Here is a 23,023-nt window from a genome sequence, read left to right as displayed (position 1 = left end):
TTCGTATTTCTTTCCAGCAGAAGTAATACATAACTCCTTAATACCTAAATCTATTCCTGTATTTTGATTTATATGTGCCAGTTCCACGTGTTCTGTTTCCATATATCTGATAATAACACTGTGTCTTTGGCATATCTCATATGAAAACTGCTTTATATCATCTGATATCTGCCTCGAAACCAGTAATTTCTTCCTATATTTACAGACAAAAATAATGTGATATTGTAATAAGTATTTATGTCTGTTTTTAGATCTCCATGTTCCCATGCCATGAGTATACAATAATTTCTGATTTTTTCCGTATCATGCTGCATGGGCTGGAGATACTGAAATAACCTTCTCCGACTAAGTTCAAGTCGAACGCATGTGAGACTTGGCACGCGATTCTGGTCAGCTTTGCTGACATTTACCCAAGAGAATCGCTGTGCATTCTCGCGGAGCGTTTATCTTAGTCGGAGATTGCACTCCCACTAAGACAAATTTGTTGCTCGCCACTTATAGAAGTGGGAGTCTTCTCCGACTAAGATAAAAAGACAGAGCCGCCGTGACAATGATAACGTCACATGCTCTGTCTTTCTTCTTTCAGCACTTTAGAAAAGTGCTGTCATTTTCTTTCTGTATGCCTGCCAAAAACCTTATTCGCTTTCTCAGGATTTTCTCTTGATTGTCTGCTGTTTCTTGGCAAATCCTTTAAATTTATTTCCGGATGCACTTCCTGCTTTCTTTCCGATCAGTTCGATTCCACGATACAGTTTCTTATTCTTGTTTTTGGAAGTGTTGATGATCGTATTTCCATTGATCCTGCTACCCTTGCTGGAAATAACGCGGACTGCTGTTCCGCCTGATTTACCGCTTGCTTTTTTCGGCACCTGCATATTGATCACGTTATTGTTTACGCGGATTTTTCCGGTTCCATTTAACCAGATGCCGTAGGAAGCATTCTTCAGGGTGATCTCATTGCCATAAACCTGCACACCGTATACACGGTAATCACCTTTCGGAATGTTGCCTTTTTTCTTTGAACGATACTCACCAAGAAGCTGGATGCCGTAGTTTACGTTTTTATATTTCTTGTCTGTGATCTCGATCTTGTTGTTTGCAATCACGGATTTGCTGGAAATCTTCGGTGTCTTACTCTTGTTTCCTTTTTCTGACGGATACAGTGTGATCGCCATGTCACGGAAAATAATACCGGAAGCACAGTCTGTGATTTCGTTATTTTTGATGCTGCTGTTGATATAGTTTGTCGCAATGATCGCATAACCCGGAATGTTGATAAATTTATTGTTTTCGATCCTGATGTTGCTGTGATAACATCCTACGATCGCCGCATGGGTTCCGACGCCACGCTGTACGTTTTTAAATGTACAGTTCGTGATCGCAATATTGCGGTTCGGTGTCTCATCATACCGACCATAAGAACCAAAATGGGATTTTTGCAGTGTCTCGATCTGAATCGCTTCGTTGTTGCTGTCTGCTTTTCCATGATAATCTGAAAATACGCAGTTGTTGATCGTTACATTCTGACATGCTGCAAATTCAATATTATGAGAATTGCTGGTGTTTGTCAGTGTCATATCTTCGATCGTTACATCGCTTGCATGTGCAAATCGCAGAAGCGTTGATTTATAACCATGCTGTGCACCCTGGCCGTCAATGGTACCGCCATGGAACGTAATATTTTTAAAACCGGTGTAACCCGAAATTTTCTTTACATCTTCGCTGCGTCCAAAACGGAACATGGATGAACCGGATGTACGGATCAGGGTTACGCCTTCCATATCAATATAGGTGTTGCTGTATACATTAAAGCAGCTGCCGGCTTTGTAAGTACCTGCCGGGATTTTGATACGGTAGATTGTATTTTTATCTTTGCTGTCACGTGCTACATCCAGTGCCTTCTGGAATGCTTTTTCAAAATCATATTTGCTGTCCAGTTCCACATCCTGATACGCTGCAGCATGAACTTCCAGAAGCGGAGCGAACGGCATCTGTGGCTGTGTTCCTGCAAAAGTAAGTGACGCTGCAAATGCAACTCCCAGAAGCATTGCTTTTAAGTTACGTGATTTCATTTTTTGTTTCCTCCTCTGTTGCTTTGTATTTCTGCACAAAAATTCATCGATATTTCTGTACTTTTTATGTGTTTTAAATTATAAATCTTCCTGATAAAGAAATCAACCTTATTTGCCGACAATTAACGATAAATATCCCCACTCCCATACCAGTTCATCAAAACTGTTTTCCAGATATTCATAAATATCGTCTTCTTCGTATCCTGTCATCCGTGTGATCAGCACCAGATAATCCCGCAGTGTTTCGTATGCAAGATCCCGGCATCCGTCCTGCATCCATTTCAGGAAGAGACTGTGCCGGATCATAGTATATTCCATTGCGATCCACTGCATCTGAATGACCATGCTCTCCAAATCACCGTCCGGCATCAGAAGATCCGAAAACAGTTCATTTTCCATAAAAACAGCCAGGAGTTTTCGGTATTTTTCCCATTGCTTTGCAAAGTCCTGTCCTTTCTGCTCCATTTCATCGGCATCGTACCTTTCGGAAAGCTGCTCTGCCAGAGGCAGGATCTTCGTCAGATAATCCTGATACAGACCTTCTTTCTGATAATTGACAGCCAGATCCTGCAAAAGCTCATTGCATTCATCCATGGTATCCAGAAACGGCAGATCAATCGCAAGAATCGCCGTTTTCAGTTCTTTCACGGCTTCTCTGGAGAAATAGTTCTCGATTCTTTCTTCTGACAGCGTATCTTCCTGCTCTGCCTGATATAATTCCAGCAGAATATAAAAACTCTCTAGCAGCGTTTCTTCGATGCTCTGTTCTTTGTTTCGGAACATTTCCATCATCTTTTCACGGATCATCGTCCGCAGATTTCTGCCGTTTTCCGGCACCTCCGGAAAAACCACGTTCTCTTCCTCTGCCCAGAGATCGATCACCGCCGGGCAGCATGGCATCAGAACTTCTTCTTCATGCGTTTCAAATCTGTGCACTTCTCTTGGGAAAACGGTACAAGTTTCCGACAGAACCGAATCCCCATAAGCCGATACCAGTCTGCAGAGTCGGTTTTCAGAAAGAAACGGACATTTATGCTCTTCATCCAGTCGGATCACTCTGCCTCCGTCCTTTTTGGTTGTATAGGCACTGAGATTTTTCCGCTGCACCTTCACTTCCTGCGGCGGATATTTCTTTTTCCATTTTCGATTGGTCTCGTTGTCCACTGCAATCTTCCACTCCTGACAGCAGGTGAAAGTACACTTGTCTGCAATGCAGGTGAATCTATCATAATAATTCGGTTTTATGCGTTCCATCATTTCTCGCTTTCTATTATTCCACTTGGCGATTGAATCCGCCACTGATACAAGCTTGTTGCTCGCCGCCTGCAAAAGCAGGCATCATCTCACATCTGATATTTAAATATGTTTCAAAATCCAGTTTTTTACATCCAGGTAAACATTCTCTCTGTCCAGTTCATTGAGTATCTCGTGCCGGTCATCCTCATATAACTTCAGTTCCAGATCACGGATTCCACATTTTCGGTATTCTTCAAATACTTTTTCCACACCTTTTCCGTAATTGCCCACCGGATCTTCCTCGCCGGCGATCATATAGACTGGCAGATTTTTCGGTATTTTCTCGATATTTTCCTTCTTCTGGATAAATCCAAGGACATCAAACAGCGTCTGATAGCCATTGACCGTAAACAGAAATGTGCAGTATTTATCCCGGTTATAGGCATCCACCATTTCCGTATTTTTTGTCAGCCAGTCGTTTGCTGTCCGCTTATCTGCGATGCGTTTGTTGTAACTGCCAAAGGCCAGCTTCTGCAAAAACTTCGAGCGGTGACGTTCTCCTTTTACTTTACTGATCACACCCGCACAGAGTTTTCCGGCCGTCAAAACTGCCCCCGGCGTGTAACCGGTCCCGCAGATAATTGCCCCGGTCAGTTCCTCGCCATAGGTCATCAAATAGCGTCTCGCCATAAACGATCCCATGCTGTGCCCAAACAGAAAATACGGCACATCCGCTCCATACTGTTCCTTCGCATAACGTGTGACTTCGTGAAGATCTTCGATCACCGCCGCACTTTTTTCTTCACCGAAATATCCGAGATCCTCATCCTTTTCTGCTGTCAGCCCGTGTCCCTTGTGGTCATTCCCGATCACCAGGATTCCTGCCTGATTGAGGTAATTCGCAAAATGACTGTACCTTTTGATGTATTCGATCATGCCATGCGAAATCTGCATGATCGCTTTTCTCTCTCCTGATGGTTCCCAGACTGCAATGTGCAGTCTGCTGCTGCCTGATGAAATATATCGTTCCTGCATGAGATTCCTCGCTTTCCTTTTTCGTTTATTATACTGTATTTTGCCTTCTGCAAATCAAAAAAAAACGCTGCGACTGTTTTTGTCTGCTGCGTTCTTTTTTTACCGAAGCGATTCTTTTTTCACAATCTGATAACCCATTTTCAGATGTTTTTTGAGATCGTCGCCGGATTCTAAAATTTCAACCAGCATCCTGGCTGCTTCCTGCCCCATCGTTTTGTGGTAGAAATGCACACTGCTGATCGCCGGTGACACCGCACTTCCTATCTCGGTGTCTCCAAACGCCACGATCTGAACCTGCTGCGGAACCTGGATATCATGCTCATGAAAATACCTCAGTGCTCCGACGGCGAGGCTGTCCGTTGCACAGAACAGAGAGTCCACTTCCGGATGTGTTTTCCATATTTTTGCAGCTTTCTCGTAACCGCCCTGCATGCACAATTCCGTTTCATACATACAGGATCTGTCCATCCTGATGCCGGCATCTGCCATTGCATCCAGAAATCCGCTCTTTCGTGCTTTTCCTGCCGCTTTGTCTTTTGCCGGCTCTCCGATATAGGCGATGTGTCTGCCTTTTTTCGTCAGCATTTTTGCAGCATCATATGCCGCATGATAATCATCTTGAAAAACGCAGGAATATTGCCGGATCTCCTGTGCCGTCACCACGATCGGCACTTCGACTTCTTCCATCAGGTACAGATGTTCTCTGGAAAGCATCGTTCCCATGAAAATGATGCCGTCAACCTGATTTTTTTCGAAAATACGGAGGTATTTCAGCTCCGCCCTGGTGTTATTCCGCGTATCTGCCAGCAAAAGCTGATAACCTTTTACCGAAAGAACCTCACTGATCCCTGACACCATCTGGCTCACCGACCCGGACTCAATCTCCGGAATGATCACACCGACCAGCTTTGTCACTTTGCTTCTTAAATTTCTCGCCTGCTGTGACGGGCGATAGCCGGTGTCTTCTATCACTTTCCGGATTGCTGCCCTTTTTTCTTCGCTTACATATCCATCATTCAGATAGCGGGATACCGTCGCCCTGGAAACACCGGCCAGTTCTGCAATTTCATTGATATTCATAATGCCTCTGCCTCACGTGCGTTCAACCTGAACCTGTCTTACGCCTTTTTCTTAATGTCCATGTGGTTTCTGTCTCATTTTCTCTTCTTCTGCATGCAGATCCTCATTCAGGAAATCAATCAGAACGATCAGAAACGGCAGCAGAGTGATCCAGATTGCCTTCCCGGAATAAATATTGCAGGCAACCGTTCCAAACACCACACCTAATAAGAAATATACCACCATCATGCAATGTTTGCCCCATTTTTCTCGATGTTTTTTATCTTTTTTCCGAAAATGCTGGATTTCTTTTGCCAGTCCCACACCGACCTGGCGGATATGGTTTGTCGCAAAAGTTGTCGCCATTGGCGTTCCCTCTGCCTGACGAAACGTATTGTACTGCATGGAAGCAATAAAGTTGACCGCAACCTGTGAGATCTGCACCGGTGCGGATTCCGGTACAAGTCCAAGCACCAGAACGGTTGCCATTTCAACTGCAATCAGAAGGGTGTCCCAGCGGATTTTCAGATGATACTTGACTGGGTTCGGCAGCAGTTCTGAGATAAATGCACCTGCCATATACGCAGAAATCGGGAACAGGTAGTAGGCTGCCGTTTCCCATTCTGCCTGACCGATCGCCAGTCCAAGCAGCACCAGATTCCCTGTCTGAGCATTACAGAATACTTTCCCGCGTAACAAAAAGGTATACGCACCAAAAAATCCTGCGATCGCAATCAGGGTATAATACACTCGGTTTCTTTCACATTCCAGATAATTTTCTGTGTTTTCCAATTTTGCTCCTCCTTTGGGGAAGTGTTATGATAAGACGAATAGTTACATTCTATCTTATAAATCATTTTCTTTCAACCGGAAACTGCGTTATTCTTGATTTTCACATGGTAAGCGTTATAATATCAGATGTCGGAATTGTGCAAAGTACTTCGCAGGCATCCTTTTCAGGAAGCAAAATTCTGAAATCAAAAATCTGAAACAATCTCTGTACAGAAGGGAGTCTTTCTTTATGAAAAAACTAATTGCAGATATGCACATGCACACCCTTGTCAGCGGACATGCATACGGAACGATACGCGAAATGGCTGCCACTGCAGGTGAAAAAAATCTGAAACTGATCGGGATCACAGAACACGCACCCGGCATTCCGGGAACGGTCGATCCTTTTTATTATCTGAATCTCACAGTCATCCCTCGCGTGCTTTCGAATGTACAGATCCTGCACGGATGTGAAATCAATGTTTTAAATGGCGGAAAACTGTCTCTGGAACAGAAATATATTGATTTTCTGGATTATGCAATCGTCGGAATCCACAAAGAGTGTTATACTGATGAAGGAAAAGAAAAGAACACCGACAACTTGATCGCATGTATGAAAAATGAGAAAGTACATTTTGTCTCTCACCCGGATGATGATCATACACCACTTAACTATGAACGTCTCGTTTCAGCTGCCAAACAGTACCGGGTCGCTCTAGAAGTCAACAACAGTTCGCTGGTCAAAAAAGACCGCCGTCTGAATTGCTATGAAAATTATCGGAAGATGCTGAAACTCTGTGAGCAGCAGCAAGTTCCGATTATTATAAGCTCCGATGCCCATGATCCGAGCTGGGTAGGACGTTTTGATCTCGCCGTCAAACTTCTGGAAGAACTGCAGTTTGATGAGTCTTTGATCTTAACAAATGATATAGAAAAACTGAGAGCATTTATCGGCGTATAAGCTCTGATTATTTTTTGCCCGCAAAAGCGGGCATTTTTTAAGAATGTTACTTTACGGTAATTTTACACGTTTTTTTCAGGCTGCCGGCTTTTATCGTAATCGTCGCTTTTCCCTTTTTCTTTGCTTTTACAACACCTTTTCCATTTACGAATGCAACCTTTTTATCAGAGGATTTATATGTAAGTTTTGCCACATTCTTTGGCGTTGCCTTTGCTTTGATGCTCCATTTTTTGCCTTTTTTCAGGGTTTTCTTTTTCGGTACACCCGTAATCTTTTTTACCTGGACTTTGGCATCCCCGGTCACCCGGATTGTTCTGGACTCTTCGAAAACACCGCATTTTGCTGTAATTTTGGCTGTTCCTGCACTCACACCGGTAACTACACCTTTTTCATCTACAGCTGCCACTTTCGGATTGGAAGAACTCCACTCTACTGTGTCCTCAAAAGAGAGTTTGTGTGTGCGTGACTGATAGAACCCAGAGCCTCTGTAATTTGCATAAAATTTCGCCTGCACCGTTTTGGAAGAGGCCAGTTTCTCTTTAAAAGGCTCCATGTATGCCTTTACATCCTGGTTCTGAACCTGGATTTTCTGCACTTTATTCTTTACTGCTTTTGCCTGTCCTTCATCCAGTCCTGTTTCAAAACTGAACTCCCCGGATGTCGTATTTTTGAAATCTGCATCCGGGCAAATGAAGGTTGCAAGTCCAACATAAAGATTGTTCGGATTGATCATCGATGTATAATGGCCTGTCACTCCACCGGTCTGTTTTACCCAGTCCTGCTTTTCACCGTACCACTGATCGATTCCGGTAATCATATCATTGCTGTTATTCCATGCCAGAACTTCTCCCCAGCTCTTCACCCCATTTGGTGATGCCTGTGAAAAACACATCGTTCCATTTGGTCTTTGATGATCCATATACACAGATGCTTCTGCTGCCCGGACTCTTGCGATATATTCCAGATCAGAAGACCATTTGACCGGCACATAATCTGATATCGTAAGCTTTCGGTTCGGATCACGCGGATCCTGAACGCCCTGTTTGCACGCCTCTTTTCGGATTTCATTGATCCGCTCCAATGCCGCATCTGCACTTGCCAGATAGCTGCCTTTCAGTCCAACCAGAACACAGTTCTCCTCCACGGAATCCGTCTCTGCAAGCGTATGATCCTGAAGTGTTTCCACTGCCGGCATCTCCGAGATCTCCTGCTGCATCTCCGAAGCAAATGCAGGAACAGCTGCCGTTCCTGCCAGTACCGACACACTGAGTACTAATGCGATCCATTTCCTTTTCATCTCTTTCGTACCTCCTTGAGCTTTTTTGTTCAATATCTTTGTGAAACAGTGTACTGAAAACATTTGTTCTTTTTGCAATACCTGATATCTTTATTCGTTCCACAGAAAACAGAAAATTTTGTAAGAAGACCGGTAGGAACACTTTTCATATCCTTCCGGTCTTCTTATAATATCACATTCAACTATGTGATGATCTTATATCTTATTCTTCACCCAGATAATATTTTCCATAAGCATCTGCTGCTTTAATTGCTGCAAATACAGTTTCCGGTGTCACTTCAAAAGGCATATTGTGAAGTGTATCATTTTCCGCACAGGCGGTCTTTGCAACTTCCATCAGCTGCTCATCTGTCACATTGCCGGCACCAAGTTCTGCCAGGGTAACAGGCAGTCCGACTTCGATGCACCACAAAATGATATCTTCCAGTTCTTCTTCCGGAACGTTTTCCAGTACCAGCTGAGTAAGTGTTCCAAATGCAACTTTTTCTCCATGATACATATGGTGGCATTCTTCCAGTACTGTAAATCCATTGTGGATCGCATGTGCTCCCGCAAGTCCGGCACTTTCAAATCCGATACCGGAAAGGAGCGTGTTCGCTTCGATCACTTTTTCGACTGCCGGTGTACATACACCTGCTTCCAGTGCAATTTTGGCTTTTACGCCTTCTTCCATCAGCGTATCAAAGCAAAGTTTTGCAAGTGCCATCGCTGCTTCCGTTGTCTTTCCGCCTGCACAGGAAGTTGCACCGCTGCGTTTGCATGCTCTCGCCTCGAAGTAAGTTGCAAGTGCATCTCCCATACCGGCTACTGTAAGGCGTACCGGTGATTTTGTGATAATATCGGTGTCCATCAGAACCAGATTCGGATTGGCCGGAAGGAACAGATATTTTTCAAAGATACCTTCTTCTGTATAAACAACGGACAGTGCACTGCACGGTGCATCAGTTGATGCGATCGTCGGGCAGATAAATACCGGTGTGCCTGCATAATATGCAACTGCTTTCGCTGTATCAAAGATCTTGCCTCCGCCGATACCGATCACAAGATCACATTGATTTTCTTTTACAATATTTACCAGACGGTCTATTTCACTGTTGCAACATTCTCCGTTAAAATAATCAAAAACCACTTCACATGTACTTTCTGCAAAGCTGTCTTCGATCATTTTTCCGATTCTCTTATAACCGCCTTTGCTGATCAGAACCAGTGCTTTTTTTCCGCAGTTGGACGCATAAGTTCCGATTTTTTTCATTTCCCCTGCACCCTGTAAATATTTAGACGGGCTGATTAAAATTTTTGCCATTTTTAACACTCCTTTTCTTTTTGTCCTCAAAAGTCGTTATCCGCATCTGGCTTTTGCGTTTGGATTCTTTTGTAATGGAATCTGTCTCTATTATAATAATTGCATTGTACATTTTCAAGCCCAAACTTACTTGGACGCATCGGCCAGATTGCCGTCCATATATCTGCTGAATTTTTATGCTTTTTTCCAAAAAAACAGAAAAATATTTTGGAATTCTTGTTTTTAAGGCTGGTATACGAATTTTTTTCTGTACATATATTCGTAAAAGTGTTAGATTTATAATTATACATTATCTTAAGAAAGGATTACTATCATGCTTCAGACAATCGAATCCATCAACAATGCCGTTAATAACTTCATCTGGGGGGTCCCGGCGATGATCTGCATTATCGGTGTTGGGCTTTATCTAAGCCTGCGGACCGGATTTATCCAGATTCGCAAATTCCCTTATGCACTGAAAACCACGCTCGGAAGAATTTTCAAAAAGAAGGAAGCTTCTGACGGCTCCATGACTCCTTTCCAGGCTGTCTGTACGGCCCTCGCCGGAACGGTCGGTACCGGAAATATCGCCGGTGTCGCCGGTGCGATCGCGATCGGCGGTCCGGGTGCCGTGTTCTGGATGTGGATCTCCGCAATCCTTGGAATGTGCACGAAATTCACTGAGGTCACACTTGCCGTTCATTTCCGCGAACGAAATAAAAAGGGTGATTATGTCGGCGGTCCGATGTACTACATCAAAAACGGACTGAGCAAGAAATGGCAGATCCTTGCAATTCTTTATTCCGCCTTCGGTGTACTGACCGTTTTCGGTACCGGAAATGCCACACAGGTAAATACAATCACTACTGCGATCGACACTGCTCTGATCAATTTCAACATCATTCCAGAATCTGCATCCAAAACGCTGAATCTGGTTCTTGGTATTGTGATCATGCTTCTTGTCGGTATGGTTCTGCTTGGCGGTATCAAACGAATCGGAAGTGTCTCCGAAAAACTGGTTCCGTTCATGGCACTGTTGTACATCGTTCTTGCGATCGGTGTGGTTGTACTGAATTTTGAGAGAGTTCCTGCTGTATTCCATGATATCGTTTATGGAGCTTTTAACCCGGCTGCCGTCACCGGCGGTGTGATCGGAAGTTTCTTCCTCAGCCTGAAAAAAGGTGTATCCCGCGGTATCTTTTCCAATGAAGCAGGTCTTGGTACCGGTTCTATCGCCCATGCCTGTGCTGATACCAGCAAACCGGTAAAACAGGGTATGTTCGGTATTTTCGAAGTATTTGCCGACACGATCGTTATCTGTACTCTGACTGCCCTTGTCATTTTGGTAAGCGGTGTTCCGATCAACTACGGAGCTGCCGCAGGTGCCGAGCTGACAATCTCCGGATTCACTTCTACCTACGGAAACTGGGTATCTGTTTTTACCGCAGTTGCCATGTGCTGTTTTGCTTTCTCCACGATCATCGGCTGGGGACTTTACGGTGCACGCTGTATTGAGTTCCTGTTTTCCGAGAAAGTAGTAAAACCGTTTATGATCGCCTATTCACTGGTAGCTATCATCGGAGCAACGTTCGATCTCGGACTTCTCTGGAGCATCGCCGAGACCTTCAACGGACTTATGGCAATCCCGAACCTGATCGGTATCTTCCTTCTTTCCGGAACTGCCATCGCTCTGACAAAAGAATATTTTGCGAAAAAATAATTTCATAAAAAAAGATCTCATGCAATCCTTATTCAAAAGAATTGTATGAGGTCTTTTTATATGGTTCTTCTTACATTCGCCTACAATCCTGCAAAAAACAGCTCGTAAAGGTCATCTTCCACTTCCAGCATCGGAGAATTCTCGCCGCCCCCGTTTGTGCTTCGCCGCATGGCTGCATAAGCCTCTTCCCCTGCCGTGATCAGATCCATATCATAAATCTCATATCCAAGTTCCCTGCATTTGCTGCAAAATGCCGCAAATGGCTGTGATGCTTTCTTCGTTGCCAGAAGCTCTGCTCTCAGCTTCGGATCATGTAAAGCTTTCGTTCCTCGTTTCAGTCATTCATCATCCATCACCCAGCCTTTGATGGTGTAGTCCTTGGTATCGCGTGTAACCTGACGAGAACCTTCGGTTTGAACAATCCGGAAATTCCGGATTGTTATTTCACCCTTGTTTCTATTCGTTGGTTTTCCCTCACAAGTTTTACTGCACTTTCTACGTGCACCGTCATCGGGAACATATCGACCGTTGCCAGGCGTTCTGCTTTGTATCCGTTCGCGGTCAGATACTTCAGATCTCTTGCCAGTGTCGCGGAATCGCAGCTGACGTAGACGACTCTTTCCGGCTGCATTTTGACGATGGTCTCAAGCAGGGCTTCATCGCAGCCTTTTCTTGGCGGATCGACTACGATCACATCGGCTTTGACGTTTTCGGTTTCGTATTTGTGAGGCAGGATTTCTTCTGCTTTGCCGACATAAAACTCTGCATTTTGGATGCCGTTTCTTCTGGCATTGTCTTTCGCATCTGCGATGGCAGGCGGCACGATTTCTACGCCGTAAACCTGTTTTGCTTTCTGTGCAAGGAACAGAGAGATGGTTCCAATGCCGCAGTAGAGATCCCATACGGTTTCTTTACCGGTCAGATCGGCGTATTCCAGTGCTTTTCCGTAAAGCTTTTCAGTCTGTACCGGGTTGACCTGATAGAAAGACAGCGGGGAAATGCGGTATTTGACATTTCCGATATAATCTTCGATATAATCCTGACCCCAGATCGGCTGGATTTCTTTTCCGAGGATCACATTTGTCTGCTCAGTGTTGACATTTGCCATGATTGCGGTCATGCCCTCGATCTTCTGAAGCCTGTCCACCAGTTTTTCAACCTGGGGAATCTTTCTGCCATTGATCACGAGGCAGACCATCAGTTCTTTTGTGGTAAATCCCTTGCGGATCAGTACGTGACGCACCAGCCCTTTTCCGGTCTTTTCATCATATGGCTCTACTTTACAGACTTCCATCCACGAAATGACTTCGTTTAAGATTGCTTCATTTTCTTCTGCTCCGAGCAGACAGTCGGTGTTTGCTATGATGCTGTGCGTGCGGCCTGCATAAAATCCGGCAATGATTTTTCCGTTTTTATCACGGCCGATCGGAAACTGTGCTTTGTTGCGGTAGTGAAATGGCTCTTCCATGCCGCAGATCGGCTCTACTTCCATCGCAGAAAGATCCAGACCGCCGAGGCGTCTTAAATTGTTGCAGACTTTGTTTTCTTTAAAGGTAAGCTGACGTTCATAATACATCTGCTGGATCTGACATCCGCCGCACTGTCTGGCAACCGGACACGGTGCCTGGATGCGGTCCGGTGACGGCACAAGAATTTCCATCAGCCTTGCATAGCCATAACGTTTTTTCATTTTCATGATTTTGACTTTCACCTGATCGCCCGGGATCGTGTCTTTGACAAAAAGTGCAAATCCATCTGCTTTTCCCACGCCGGAACCGTCTGAGCTGATATCCTCTATGGTAATTTCCAGCATATCGTCTTTTTTCATAAATTTAATTCCTCCATGAACAGAAACTTTTCCGGCTTCTTTAAGTGTTTCACATTGTCTGATCAGATACTTGTCTTGCGGATATTTGACTCAAACAGGCGGTTATAACCAAGCCAGTCATTGTTATCGTTATTGCTCTTTAATGCTTCTTTAAATGTCTCGAGTTTTGCATCGGTATTGTCTGCAAAATTCAGTGCCAGTGCTTCTGCCAGTGCCGGCTTTTTCGGGGAACCGTATTCCAGTTCTCCGTGATGTGCCAGAATGCAGTGTTTCAGTTCACTTGCCAGTTTTTTCGGAAAACCCGGAATGCGGCGGATACTTGCTCCGACCAGTTCCACGCCCATCACGATATGGCCGAGAAGCTGTCCGTCATCCGTGTAATCGTTTTCCGGGAATCTGGAGATTTCTTTCATTTTTCCCACATCGTGGAACAGTGCCGCACACAACAGAAGGTCTTTATTTAAAAACGGATACTGTTTTACATAGTAATAGCAGAGTTTTGTCACATTTAAGGTATGCTCCAGAAGTCCGCCCACAAATCCGTGATGCACGCTCTTTGCCGCAGAATGTCCTTTGAACGCTTTGATAAAAGCTTCATTTTCCACAAAATAGCTGTCTGTAAGCTGCTTCAGATACGGATTCTCGATTTTATGCACATACGTGAGCAGCTCTTCGTACATCTCATCAATGTTTCGCTCGCTGACCGGCAGATAATCTTCTTCGATATATTCGCCTTCTCTTGCTTTTCGTACTCTTTTGATGGAAACCTGTAATGCTCCCTGAAAACTTGTGACATCTCCAACCACATCGATATAGTCCAGCATATCGAAATCCTCAATTCCCTGAGAGTTCGGATCCCAGATTTTGGCATCGATCACTCCTGTTTTGTCCTGAAGGATCACATTCTCATATGATTTGCCGTTTTTTGTCATCGCAGACTGTCTGTATTTGCAAAGATAAATTCCTGAAAGTCTCTCGCCTTCGTGCAATGTTTCAATATATTTCATTGTTTTGACCTTTCTCTTATTAAATAAACATGAATGGTTCCGTGCAGGACAGATCACTTGCTGCCGGTACCATGATCTTATCTGTTTCGTTATCTGGCTCCCATGACCAGTTTCATTTCTACATCGGCATAACCGCCGATACTTTTTCTGCGGACCTTGATTTTTAAGGTATCACCTTCCTGATATTTCCGCAGAATGTCTTCGTACTCGGACATCGAGCCAACGCTTTCCCCGTTGATCTCTGTGATCACATCGGCTGCCTGTATCCCGGCATACATGGCCGGTGAATCTGTGTTCACTTTCTTGACATAAATACCGTAAGGAACGCTGAAATGCTCTGCCACATCGGCACTGACGCTCTTTCCGACCACACCGGTATAAGGAAGCGACCTGCCTGCTGCCAGCATTTCCAGCAGATAACTGATATCAGAAATGCCAAGTGCAATCAACGTATCTGCCGCACCAGTCTGTTTGAATTTCTGTGCCACAATGCCGACCATATTTCCATCCAGATTCAGCAGAAATCCATAGCTCATATCGCTGGCCGCCATGTCCGTTGCGATCACCTTATACTCTCCGTCCACATCTTCACACTCCGTAATCGAAGTGATCATGCCATAATTGATCGAATCTGTATATCCCATTGGACTTCCGACTGCGATCACCGGTTCTCCTTTTTCTACGCTGGAAATTCCTTTGATCGAAATTGCGGAAATGCTCTGGATCGTGGATTCCTTTATACTTTTGAGCGGAATCTCCAGAATCGCAAGCTCTGTCACCGTATCCTGCCGTCTGACAGCTGCATCTGCGACCTCTCCGTCCGGGAAGGTTACTGTGATCTGCTGTGCACTTTTGATAAAACGACTGGAAGTCAGGATGTAAAGCCAGTTGCTGTCCACGCGGAACACCAGTCCGGAAGTCTCCGTCACATTCTCATAGCTTTCACTGAACCAGTCCATTTTTGCCACATAGCTTTTAATCTTTACCAGAGAATTTTCTGCAGAATCTACCACATTTTTCATCTGATCATAGTGCATGCGGTATTCTTCGATTGCATCTGTTTCTTTGCTGTTCTTTTTCCTGCCTTTTGCCGTCTCCTTTTCGTCATCCGCTTTCTGCTCTGTCTGTCCGGTTTCTGTCTCCTGAGTATGTGTCTCTTCCTGAACCATCACGATCTGTGTCGGCTCATCCGGCTTTCCAAACTGATTGCTCGCCCACGGCTGTACGATCGCGAACATCACGCCCGCCGCCGCCCCGAAAATAAGTGCCAGGGCAATCGCCGCTGCCCCCTGCGTAAACCACTTACGTCGGTAGAACGGCTTTTTCTTGATCTGTTCATTGATAAAATGAAACTCTTTCTTCTCGTTCTCACCCATATACCTGATCCCTTCTGCTATTATAGGCTTTTCGCTCAAAATACCTTTTGACCATACCCACATTATAGGGTACAATAGAAAAATAGTAAAGTTATAATTATATGATGCCAGGGGCAAAAGCCTGAAACTACGATGTGCTTGCACAGGAGTGGTTTTATGGCTTAATGCCCCGCCCGACGTGAGCATAAAAGTGAAGCAGAAGCTTCACGATATGCGAATGGCGGGTGCTATGTGCCAGTGGCACATGTTTAGCACCGACCGAAGCGGAGCGTAGAAGAATTGTGGGAGTACGAAGTACGGAACAATTCGTATGGCATCTTTTGTTACACATCACTACAAGAGGTATGCTATATGAACCCAAAGGCTTTAAAAACTTTAGAATATAATAAAATCATTGACAAACTCACAGAATTTGCCGGTTCGGCACTTGCAAAAGAGATGTGCCGCAATCTGCAGCCATCCACGGATCTGTACGAGATTCAGGCTCTCCAGAAGGAGACAAGCGATGCCCTTTCCCGTATTTATCAGAAAGGTGCGGTATCGTTCCGCGGCGTCCGCGACATCCGCGGCTCCATCAAGCGTCTGGAGATTGGTGCGATCATCGGTATCAATGAACTGCTTTCGATCTGCAGTCTTCTTGATGTCTGCAGCAAGGTAAAGGCTTATTCCAGAAATGACCGTGATCCTGATTTTGAGGATTCTCTGGAAGCTATGTTTCAGGCACTGCAGCCTCTGACACCGGTTTCTTCCGAGATTCGCAGATGTATCGCCTCGGAGGAGGAATTAAATGACGATGCCAGTCCTGCACTGTTCAAGATCCGCCGCTCCATGCGTCAGATCAACGACAAGGTCCACGCTCAGCTCCAGACGATGGTAAATGGCTCCGCCCGCACCTACTTGCAAGATGCGGTTGTTACCATGCGAAACGGACGCTACTGTATCCCGGTCAAAGCAGAGCACCGCGGACAGATTCCGGGCATGATCCATGATCAGTCCTCCACCGGTTCTACCCTGTTTGTGGAGCCGATGGCTGTCATCAAACTGAACAACGACCTGCGTGAACTGGAATTAAAAGAAGAAAAAGAAATCGAGATGATCCTTGCCACCTTAAGTGCCAGATGTGGTGAAGAAACCGAAGCTCTGCGTGATGACCTGGATCTTCTGACAAAACTGGATTTTATTTTTGCCAGAGCACAGCTCTCCCGCTCAATGAACGGCACACAGCCGGATTTCAACGAGGAAGGCCGTATCCTCATCAAAAAAGGAAGACATCCGCTTCTCGATAAAAAGAAAGTCGTTCCGATCGACATTCAGCTCGGTAAGGATTTTGAACTGCTGATCATCACCGGTCCGAATACCGGCGGTAAAACCGTTTCCCTGAAAACAGTCGGACTTTTTACCCTGATGGGACAGGCCGGACTGCATATCCCGGCATTTGACCACTCAGAGCTTTCCGTATTTCACGAAGTTTTTGCGGATATCGGCGATGAGCAGAGCATTGAGCAGAGTCTCAGTACTTTTTCCGCCCATATGACAAATACGGTATCGATCTTAAAAGAAGCGGATGACCGTTCGCTCGTGTTGTTCGATGAGCTTGGTGCCGGAACCGATCCGACCGAAGGTGCAGCCCTTGCGATCGCGATCCTTTCCAACCTGCATCGCCGCGGTTCCCGCGTTATGGCAACCACGCACTACAGCGAATTAAAGGTGTTTGCACTTTCCACACCGGGCGTGGAAAACGGTTGCTGCGAGTTTGATGTGGAAACTCTGCGTCCGACTTACCGGCTGCTGATCGGTGTTCCGGGTAAAAGTAATGCTTTTGCGATTTCTCAGAAACTTGGTCTGTCACAGGACATTATCGAGGAAGCAAAAACACATTTGACCAAACAGGATGAAGATTTTGAAGATTTACTTGCTGATCTGGAGCAAAAACGTGTTACAATAGAACAGGAACGTGACCAGATCAATTCCTATAAAGAAGAGATCCGCGAATTAAAGCAGCGTCTTGAATCCAAACAGGAAAAACTGGACTTAAGCCGCGACAAAATTCTCCGTGAAGCAAATGAGCAGGCACGCAATATTTTGCAGGAAGCCAAAGATTATGCCGATACTACGATCCGCAATTTCCAGAAATATGGAAAGGCTGCCGGCGTGTCTGCCAAAGACATGGAAAAGGAACGCGGCAAACTACGTGAGAAAATGTCCACAGTTGACAAAAAGCTTTCTGCGAAGAATGCGGCTCCGAAAAAATCGCATAAACAGCTTACCGCCAAAGATCTGCACATCGGCGACAGCATAAAGGTACTGAGCCTGAACCTCAAAGGTACGGTCAGCACGCTGCCGGATGCAAAAGGCAACCTGTTTGTTCAGATGGGAATCCTGCGTTCTCAGGTAAACATCCGGGATCTGGAAAAACTGGATGATACCGTGATCACCGGAGGCAATTTCAGCAAGACCGGTTCCGGCAAGATCAAAATGTCCAAATCGGCATCTGTCAGCACAGAGATCAATCTACTCGGAAAGACCGTCGACGAGGCGATCATGGAGCTGGATAAATATCTTGACGATGCTTACATTGCCCACCTTCCTTCCGTCCGTATCGTACACGGAAAAGGTACCGGTGCACTTCGAAAAGGTGTTCACAATTATCTCCGCCGCCAGAAGCATGTCAAGAGCTATCGCCTTGGCGAATTCGGCGAGGGTGATGCCGGAGTTACGATCGTGGAGTTCAAATAAAACTGTTAAAATCAATAATGCCTTAAGAATTGTTCCGTACTTCGTACTCTCACAATTCTATCCGACATTCGCATATCGTGAAGCTTACGCTCCACTTTTATGCTCATATCGGTGCAGGTCATTAAGCCATAAAACCACTCCTGTGCAAGCACATCGTGGTTTCAGGCTTTTGACCTTAGCATTATTAAATATTATTTAAAAACATGAGGAGTATATATTATGGTAAACAGACAAAAGATTATGATTGTTGATGATGATGAGAACATTGCAGAGCTGATCTCTTTGTATCTCACCAAAGAGTGTTTTAACACGCGAATTGTTCACGACGGCGAAAGTGCCATGCGTGAATTTGATACTTACGGACCGAATCTGGTCCTACTGGATCTGATGCTTCCGGGCATGGACGGCTATCAGGTATGCCGCGAACTGCGTCAGCGTTCTTCCGTGCCGATCATCATTTTATCTGCAAAGGGTGAGGTGTTTGACAAGGTACTCGGTCTGGAACTTGGTGCAGATGATTACATGATCAAACCGTTTGATTCCAAGGAGCTGGTTGCCAGAGTCAAAGCGGTTCTCCGCCGTTTCCAGCCAGAGAAATCTTCCAGTTCACAGAATTCCGGCAAGATCGTGGAATACCCGGATCTGATCGTAAATCAGACCAACTATTCTGTTATCTATAAAGGATCTACCGTTGACATGCCGCCAAAAGAACTGGAACTGCTCTATTTTCTGGCTTCTTCACCAAACCAGGTTTTCACAAGAGAACAGCTGCTGGATCACATCTGGGGCTATGAATACATCGGCGATACCCGTACGGTTGACGTACATATCAAACGTCTCCGGGAAAAGATCAAAGGAAATGATTCCTGGGCACTGACCACCGTATGGGGTATCGGCTATAAATTTGAGGTTAAAAACATATGAAACGCAGACTTTACCCAAAACTCATTCTGGCATGGATCTGTTTCGCCGTACTGAGTTTTGTATCCGTAGCGGGCATCACTTCTTCGCTTGTGGAAAAGCATCTGATCAAAAACAGGACAGAAGGCATGTACCGCGAAGCAAATGTGATCGCTGCCGGAAGGCTCGCACAGAATTATACCGAGCGGGCTTCTTTGCAGGACACCTACACGAATCTGCTGGCCGTCGCCTCTTACCAGTCCATGCGACTCTGGCTGATGGACAGTAATGGCAAGATCCTGATCGATACGGCTGTCGGCTATGATCAGTCAAAGATCACGCAGCTGGATTCTTTTGATCCGGTATCCCTGTCCGGCAATTATTATCAAACCGGTCGCTTTTTTGACTATTTTGATGAAGATATGCTCAGTGTGGTCGCACCGATCACATCCAACTACATCACGAAAGGCTACATTGCAGTCCATTATGAAAAGAACAAACTGGAAACGGAGAAAAATTCCATTCTCAACTGTTCCTACATCACACTGGCTATGATCCTGGCTCTTTCTCTGATCGTATTGATTACATTTACATTTGTAGTATATTTTCCGATCCGCCGCATCATACACGGAGCAGATGAATATGCCGCCGGCAACCTGAACTACAAGATCCCGGTCGAATCCAACGATGAAATCGGTTACCTTGCCGCTTCTATGAATTACATGGCAGGCGAGCTGAACAACTCCGGCGAAAGCCAGCGAAAATTTATTTCCAACATTTCGCATGATTTCCGTTCTCCGCTTACTTCCATCAAAGGGTACGTAGAAGCCATGCTGGACGGCACGATCCCACCGGAAATGCAGGAGCGATACCTCAATGTCGTTCTCTCAGAAACAAACCGTCTGACCAAGCTCACAAAAGGACTGCTGACTCTCAACAACTTCGATGATAAGGGAACGTACCTGGAACTTGCAGATTTCGACATCAATGCGATCATCCGCCAGACTGTGGAAACCTTCCGCAGCCTGTGCTGGGACAAACACATTTCTTTCCAGCTTACGTTCGAAGAAGAGTCACTGTACGTCAATGCCGATGTCGGAAAAATCCAGCAGGTTCTCTATAATCTGATCGACAACGCCGTAAAATTCAGTCATCCAGATTCTCTGATCTACATCTCTTCTCTGGAAAAACACGGAAAAGTCTTTGTATCCGTAAAAGACACCGGCGAAGGCATCGCAAAGGACAGCTTAAATAAAATATGGGAGCGTTTTTATAAGAGCGATCCATCCAGAGGAAAAGATAAAAAAGGCACCGGACTTGGCCTTTCGATCGTCAAAGAGATCATCCAGGCCCACGGTGAAAATATCAACGTTGTCAGCACGCAGGGCGTAGGAACCGAGTTTACATTTACACTGCCATGCAGCAAGAACAAAAAATGACGGAGATTTTGTAAATGTGCAAATGAACGTTGCAAAAATAGTTTTGTAAAAAATAGTACGCCATTGGCTGTCTTATTTTACGCACTATGTTTTTCAATGCATTTCGTTTGCACATTAAGAAAACCTCCGCAGCTTCTCATCCCTTCCAGTGCAGCCGGTGCAGGTCGCCTTCCAGCTGCATATGGTCGAAGTGGTTCTGGCGAAGTGCCTCGTAAAGCACGATCGCCACAGAATTGCCAAGATTCAGGGAGCGGATATCATTGATCATCGGGATACGGATCGCCGTCTCCTGATTCTCTACCAGAATTTCTTCCGGGATCCCGGCACTTTCTTTTCCGAACATAATGTAACAATCCGGCTCATAGGCCACTTCCGTGTAGGTTTTCTTTGCCTTGGTCGTCGCCATATAGATCTTTGCTCCCGGATTCTTCTCCAGAAAGTCCGCATAATCAATGTAAGTAGTCACATCGAGATCTTTCCAGTAATCCATCCCGGCTCTCTTTAATGCCTTTTCGTTTAAGCGGAAGCCAAGCGGCTCGATCAGATGCAGTCTTGTCCCGGTTGCCACACAGGTTCTGCCTATATTTCCGGTGTTTGCCGGAATCTCCGGCTCAAAGAGCACGATATTCAGCTTTGCCATTATCTGCTGCCCTCTTCTTTCAGTCTCTTCACGAAATCTGCCATACGGTCCAGTGCTTTCTTAAGATCTTCCAGTGAATAAGCATAGGAAATTCGCAGGTACCCTTCGCCACACTCACCAAATGCACTTCCCGGAACGACAGCGACCTTCTCCTCTTTCAGCAGTCTGGATGCAAACTCATCGGAAGTCATGCCAAACTCTTTGATGCATGGGAATGCATAGAAAGCTCCAAGCGGCTCAAAGCACGGCAGTCCCATCTCTGCAAATGCATGCAGCAGATAACGTCTTCTGCCATTGTAGGATTCACGCATTTTAATCACATCATCATCGCCGTTTCTCAGTGCTTCTACGGCTGCATACTGGCTGTTGGTCGGAGCACACATGATCGCAAACTGATGTACCTTTGTCATCTGTTTGATGATCTCCCTTGGTCCGCACGCATAGCCAAGTCTCCATCCTGTCATTGCGTAAGCCTTAGAAAATCCGTTCATGGTGATCGTGCGTTCTTTCATGCCCGGCAGACTTGCGATCGATACATGATCTCCTGCGTAGGTCAGCTCAGAATAAATCTCATCAGAAAGCACGTAAATATCGTGGCGGATGATCACTTCTGCGATCGCTTCGAGATCTTCTCTTGTCATAACCGCACCGGTCGGATTGTTCGGGAACGGCAGTACCAGAAGTTTTGTCTTATCGGTGATCGCATCCTCCAGCTCCTGTGCCGTTAAACGGAACTCATTCTCTGCTTTCAGGTTGATGACAACCGGAACACCGTCCGCTAAAACAGCACACGGCAGATAAGATACAAAACTTGGCTGTGGGATCAGCACTTCATCGCCCGGATTTAACAGTACACGCATCGCAAGGTCGATCGCCTCACTTCCGCCTACGGTGATCAGCGCCTCGTCGATCGTATAGTCAACTTTGCATCTGCGGCTTAAATATCTGCAGATCTCCTCACGCAGCTCTTTTAAACCTGCATTGGATGTGTAGAAAGTCCTTCCTCTCTCCAGACTGTAGATACCCTCATCACGGATATGCCACGGCGTATCAAAATCCGGTTCGCCCACACCAAGCGAAATGACATCGTCCATCTCGCTTACAATATCAAAAAATTTTCTGATTCCGGAAGGCTGAAGCCCCAGAACTTTATCGGAAATTACATTTTTCATGGTGTCACCAGCATCCTTTCATCTTTGCTTTTCTTTGTAAAAATCGTTCCGTGATCTTTATATTTTTTCAGGATGAAATGAGTGGCTGTACTTAAAACAGAATCCAGTGTGGAAAGTTTGTCAGAAACAAAACCTGATACTTGTTTCAGAGTCTTTCCTTCCAGAATGACCATCAGATCATAGGCACCGGAGATCAGATATACGCTTCTTACCTCCGGATAATTATAAATACGCTCTGCGATGGAATCAAATCCCTGTCCACGCATCGGAGTGACACGCACTTCGATCAGAGCGGTTACTTTCTCATCGGAAACCTTTTCCCAGTCGATCAGTGTGTGATAACCGCAGATGACCTTTTCCTCTTCCATCTTTGCGATCTCATTCATGATCGTTACTTCATCGCTGCCAAGTAAAATAGCCAGTTCTTTCGGATCAATACGGCTGTTTTTTTCTAAAAATGTCAATATCTGTTCTCTCATTTTTAAGCCTCCT

At 45.4% G+C, this 23,023-nt stretch carries 20 protein-coding genes; 5 read left to right on the top strand and 15 right to left on the bottom strand.

Features of this window, described 5'->3' with window-relative positions:
* From LKD42_RS05900 to LKD42_RS05875, 6 genes are all read right to left on the bottom strand, one after another.
* Positions 1-267: transposase (locus tag LKD42_RS05900; RefSeq protein ID WP_248835097.1), on the bottom strand; the 267-nt coding region annotated here is incomplete at its 3' end.
* Between the two features lie 380 nt (positions 268-647).
* Positions 648-2,072 carry a right-handed parallel beta-helix repeat-containing protein gene (locus LKD42_RS05895; RefSeq protein ID WP_147632514.1) on the bottom strand — a complete coding sequence of 475 codons (1,425 nt, stop codon included), beginning with the start codon at positions 2,070-2,072 and terminating at the stop codon, positions 648-650.
* A gap of 108 nt (positions 2,073-2,180) precedes the next feature.
* The gene (gene fliB / locus LKD42_RS05890) at positions 2,181-3,329 is read right to left on the bottom strand and encodes a flagellin lysine-N-methylase (RefSeq protein WP_248835096.1); all 1,149 of its coding nucleotides are present in this window, start codon (positions 3,327-3,329) and stop codon (positions 2,181-2,183) included.
* A 99-nt stretch (positions 3,330-3,428) separates the two neighbouring features.
* Positions 3,429-4,343: an alpha/beta fold hydrolase gene (locus LKD42_RS05885; protein WP_022118487.1), complete on the bottom strand. Its 915-nt coding sequence runs from the start codon at positions 4,341-4,343 to the stop codon at positions 3,429-3,431.
* 99 nt (positions 4,344-4,442) lie between these two features.
* Complete coding sequence (locus tag LKD42_RS05880; protein WP_248835095.1) at positions 4,443-5,423, bottom strand: LacI family DNA-binding transcriptional regulator; 981 nt, start codon at positions 5,421-5,423, stop codon at positions 4,443-4,445.
* A 51-nt stretch (positions 5,424-5,474) separates the two neighbouring features.
* Entirely contained in the window at positions 5,475-6,194 is a 720-nt protein-coding gene (locus tag LKD42_RS05875; RefSeq protein ID WP_022118489.1) for a YoaK family protein, read from the bottom strand.
* Positions 6,195-6,423: 229 nt separating this feature from the next.
* Between LKD42_RS05875 and LKD42_RS05870 the strand changes: the two genes are divergently transcribed.
* Positions 6,424-7,134, top strand: coding sequence for a phosphatase (locus LKD42_RS05870; RefSeq protein WP_248835094.1), 711 nt, complete (start codon positions 6,424-6,426; stop codon positions 7,132-7,134).
* 46 nt (positions 7,135-7,180) lie between these two features.
* Here the strand turns inward: LKD42_RS05870 and LKD42_RS05865 are convergent, their stop codons facing one another.
* Positions 7,181-8,431 (bottom strand): Ig-like domain-containing protein, encoded by a 1,251-nt coding sequence (locus LKD42_RS05865; protein ID WP_248835093.1) that lies wholly within the window; start codon positions 8,429-8,431, stop codon positions 7,181-7,183.
* 202 nt (positions 8,432-8,633) lie between these two features.
* On the bottom strand, positions 8,634-9,734 hold the full coding sequence (locus LKD42_RS05860) for a glycerol dehydrogenase (protein WP_022118492.1): 1,101 nt from the start codon (positions 9,732-9,734) through the stop codon (positions 8,634-8,636).
* 313 nt (positions 9,735-10,047) lie between these two features.
* On the opposite strand from LKD42_RS05860, the gene LKD42_RS05855 reads away from it, so the two are divergent.
* Complete coding sequence (locus LKD42_RS05855; RefSeq protein ID WP_248835092.1) at positions 10,048-11,433, top strand: alanine/glycine:cation symporter family protein; 1,386 nt, start codon at positions 10,048-10,050, stop codon at positions 11,431-11,433.
* Between the two features lie 80 nt (positions 11,434-11,513).
* Here the strand turns inward: LKD42_RS05855 and LKD42_RS15570 are convergent, their stop codons facing one another.
* The 4 genes from LKD42_RS15570 to LKD42_RS05835 form a co-directional block, all read right to left on the bottom strand.
* Complete coding sequence (locus LKD42_RS15570) at positions 11,514-11,642, bottom strand: hypothetical protein (protein WP_331464820.1); 129 nt, start codon at positions 11,640-11,642, stop codon at positions 11,514-11,516.
* A gap of 230 nt (positions 11,643-11,872) precedes the next feature.
* The gene (rlmD, locus tag LKD42_RS05845; RefSeq protein WP_248835091.1) at positions 11,873-13,261 is read right to left on the bottom strand and encodes a 23S rRNA (uracil(1939)-C(5))-methyltransferase RlmD; all 1,389 of its coding nucleotides are present in this window, start codon (positions 13,259-13,261) and stop codon (positions 11,873-11,875) included.
* A 62-nt stretch (positions 13,262-13,323) separates the two neighbouring features.
* Positions 13,324-14,268: a 3'-5' exoribonuclease YhaM family protein gene (locus LKD42_RS05840; protein ID WP_248835090.1), complete on the bottom strand. Its 945-nt coding sequence runs from the start codon at positions 14,266-14,268 to the stop codon at positions 13,324-13,326.
* A gap of 89 nt (positions 14,269-14,357) precedes the next feature.
* On the bottom strand, positions 14,358-15,644 hold the full coding sequence (locus tag LKD42_RS05835; protein ID WP_248835089.1) for a S1C family serine protease: 1,287 nt from the start codon (positions 15,642-15,644) through the stop codon (positions 14,358-14,360).
* Between the two features lie 351 nt (positions 15,645-15,995).
* Between LKD42_RS05835 and LKD42_RS05830 the strand changes: the two genes are divergently transcribed.
* The 3 genes from LKD42_RS05830 to LKD42_RS05820 all read left to right on the top strand — a co-directional run bounded on the left by LKD42_RS05830 (position 15,996) and on the right by LKD42_RS05820 (position 20,719).
* Positions 15,996-18,380, top strand: coding sequence for an endonuclease MutS2 (locus LKD42_RS05830; protein WP_022119186.1), 2,385 nt, complete (start codon positions 15,996-15,998; stop codon positions 18,378-18,380).
* A gap of 219 nt (positions 18,381-18,599) precedes the next feature.
* The gene (locus LKD42_RS05825) at positions 18,600-19,304 is read left to right on the top strand and encodes a response regulator transcription factor (protein WP_022119185.1); all 705 of its coding nucleotides are present in this window, start codon (positions 18,600-18,602) and stop codon (positions 19,302-19,304) included.
* Positions 19,301-20,719 carry a sensor histidine kinase gene (locus LKD42_RS05820; protein WP_248835088.1) on the top strand — a complete coding sequence of 473 codons (1,419 nt, stop codon included), beginning with the start codon at positions 19,301-19,303 and terminating at the stop codon, positions 20,717-20,719. The genes LKD42_RS05825 and LKD42_RS05820 overlap by 4 nt, the downstream gene beginning before the upstream one ends.
* Positions 20,720-20,855: 136 nt before the next feature.
* On the opposite strand, the gene LKD42_RS05815 is transcribed toward LKD42_RS05820, so the two are convergent.
* The 3 genes from LKD42_RS05815 to LKD42_RS05805 are packed head-to-tail and all read right to left on the bottom strand — an operon-like array spanning position 20,856 to position 23,010.
* On the bottom strand, positions 20,856-21,359 hold the full coding sequence (locus LKD42_RS05815) for a tRNA (cytidine(34)-2'-O)-methyltransferase (RefSeq protein WP_022119183.1): 504 nt from the start codon (positions 21,357-21,359) through the stop codon (positions 20,856-20,858).
* Entirely contained in the window at positions 21,359-22,531 is a 1,173-nt protein-coding gene (locus LKD42_RS05810) for a pyridoxal phosphate-dependent aminotransferase (RefSeq protein ID WP_248835087.1), read from the bottom strand. Before LKD42_RS05810 ends, LKD42_RS05815 begins: the two co-directional genes overlap by 1 nt.
* On the bottom strand, positions 22,528-23,010 hold the full coding sequence (locus tag LKD42_RS05805; protein ID WP_248835086.1) for an Lrp/AsnC family transcriptional regulator: 483 nt from the start codon (positions 23,008-23,010) through the stop codon (positions 22,528-22,530). The genes LKD42_RS05810 and LKD42_RS05805 overlap by 4 nt, the downstream gene beginning before the upstream one ends.
* Between the last annotated feature and the right edge of the window lie 13 nt (positions 23,011-23,023).

Origin of the sequence: Hominisplanchenecus faecis (genome assembly GCF_020687205.1) — a bacterium.
Classification (GTDB): domain Bacteria; phylum Bacillota; class Clostridia; order Lachnospirales; family Lachnospiraceae; genus Hominisplanchenecus; species Hominisplanchenecus faecis.
The sequence above is the reverse complement of the archived record's forward strand: the minus strand, read 5'-3'. Positions and strand labels throughout refer to the sequence as shown.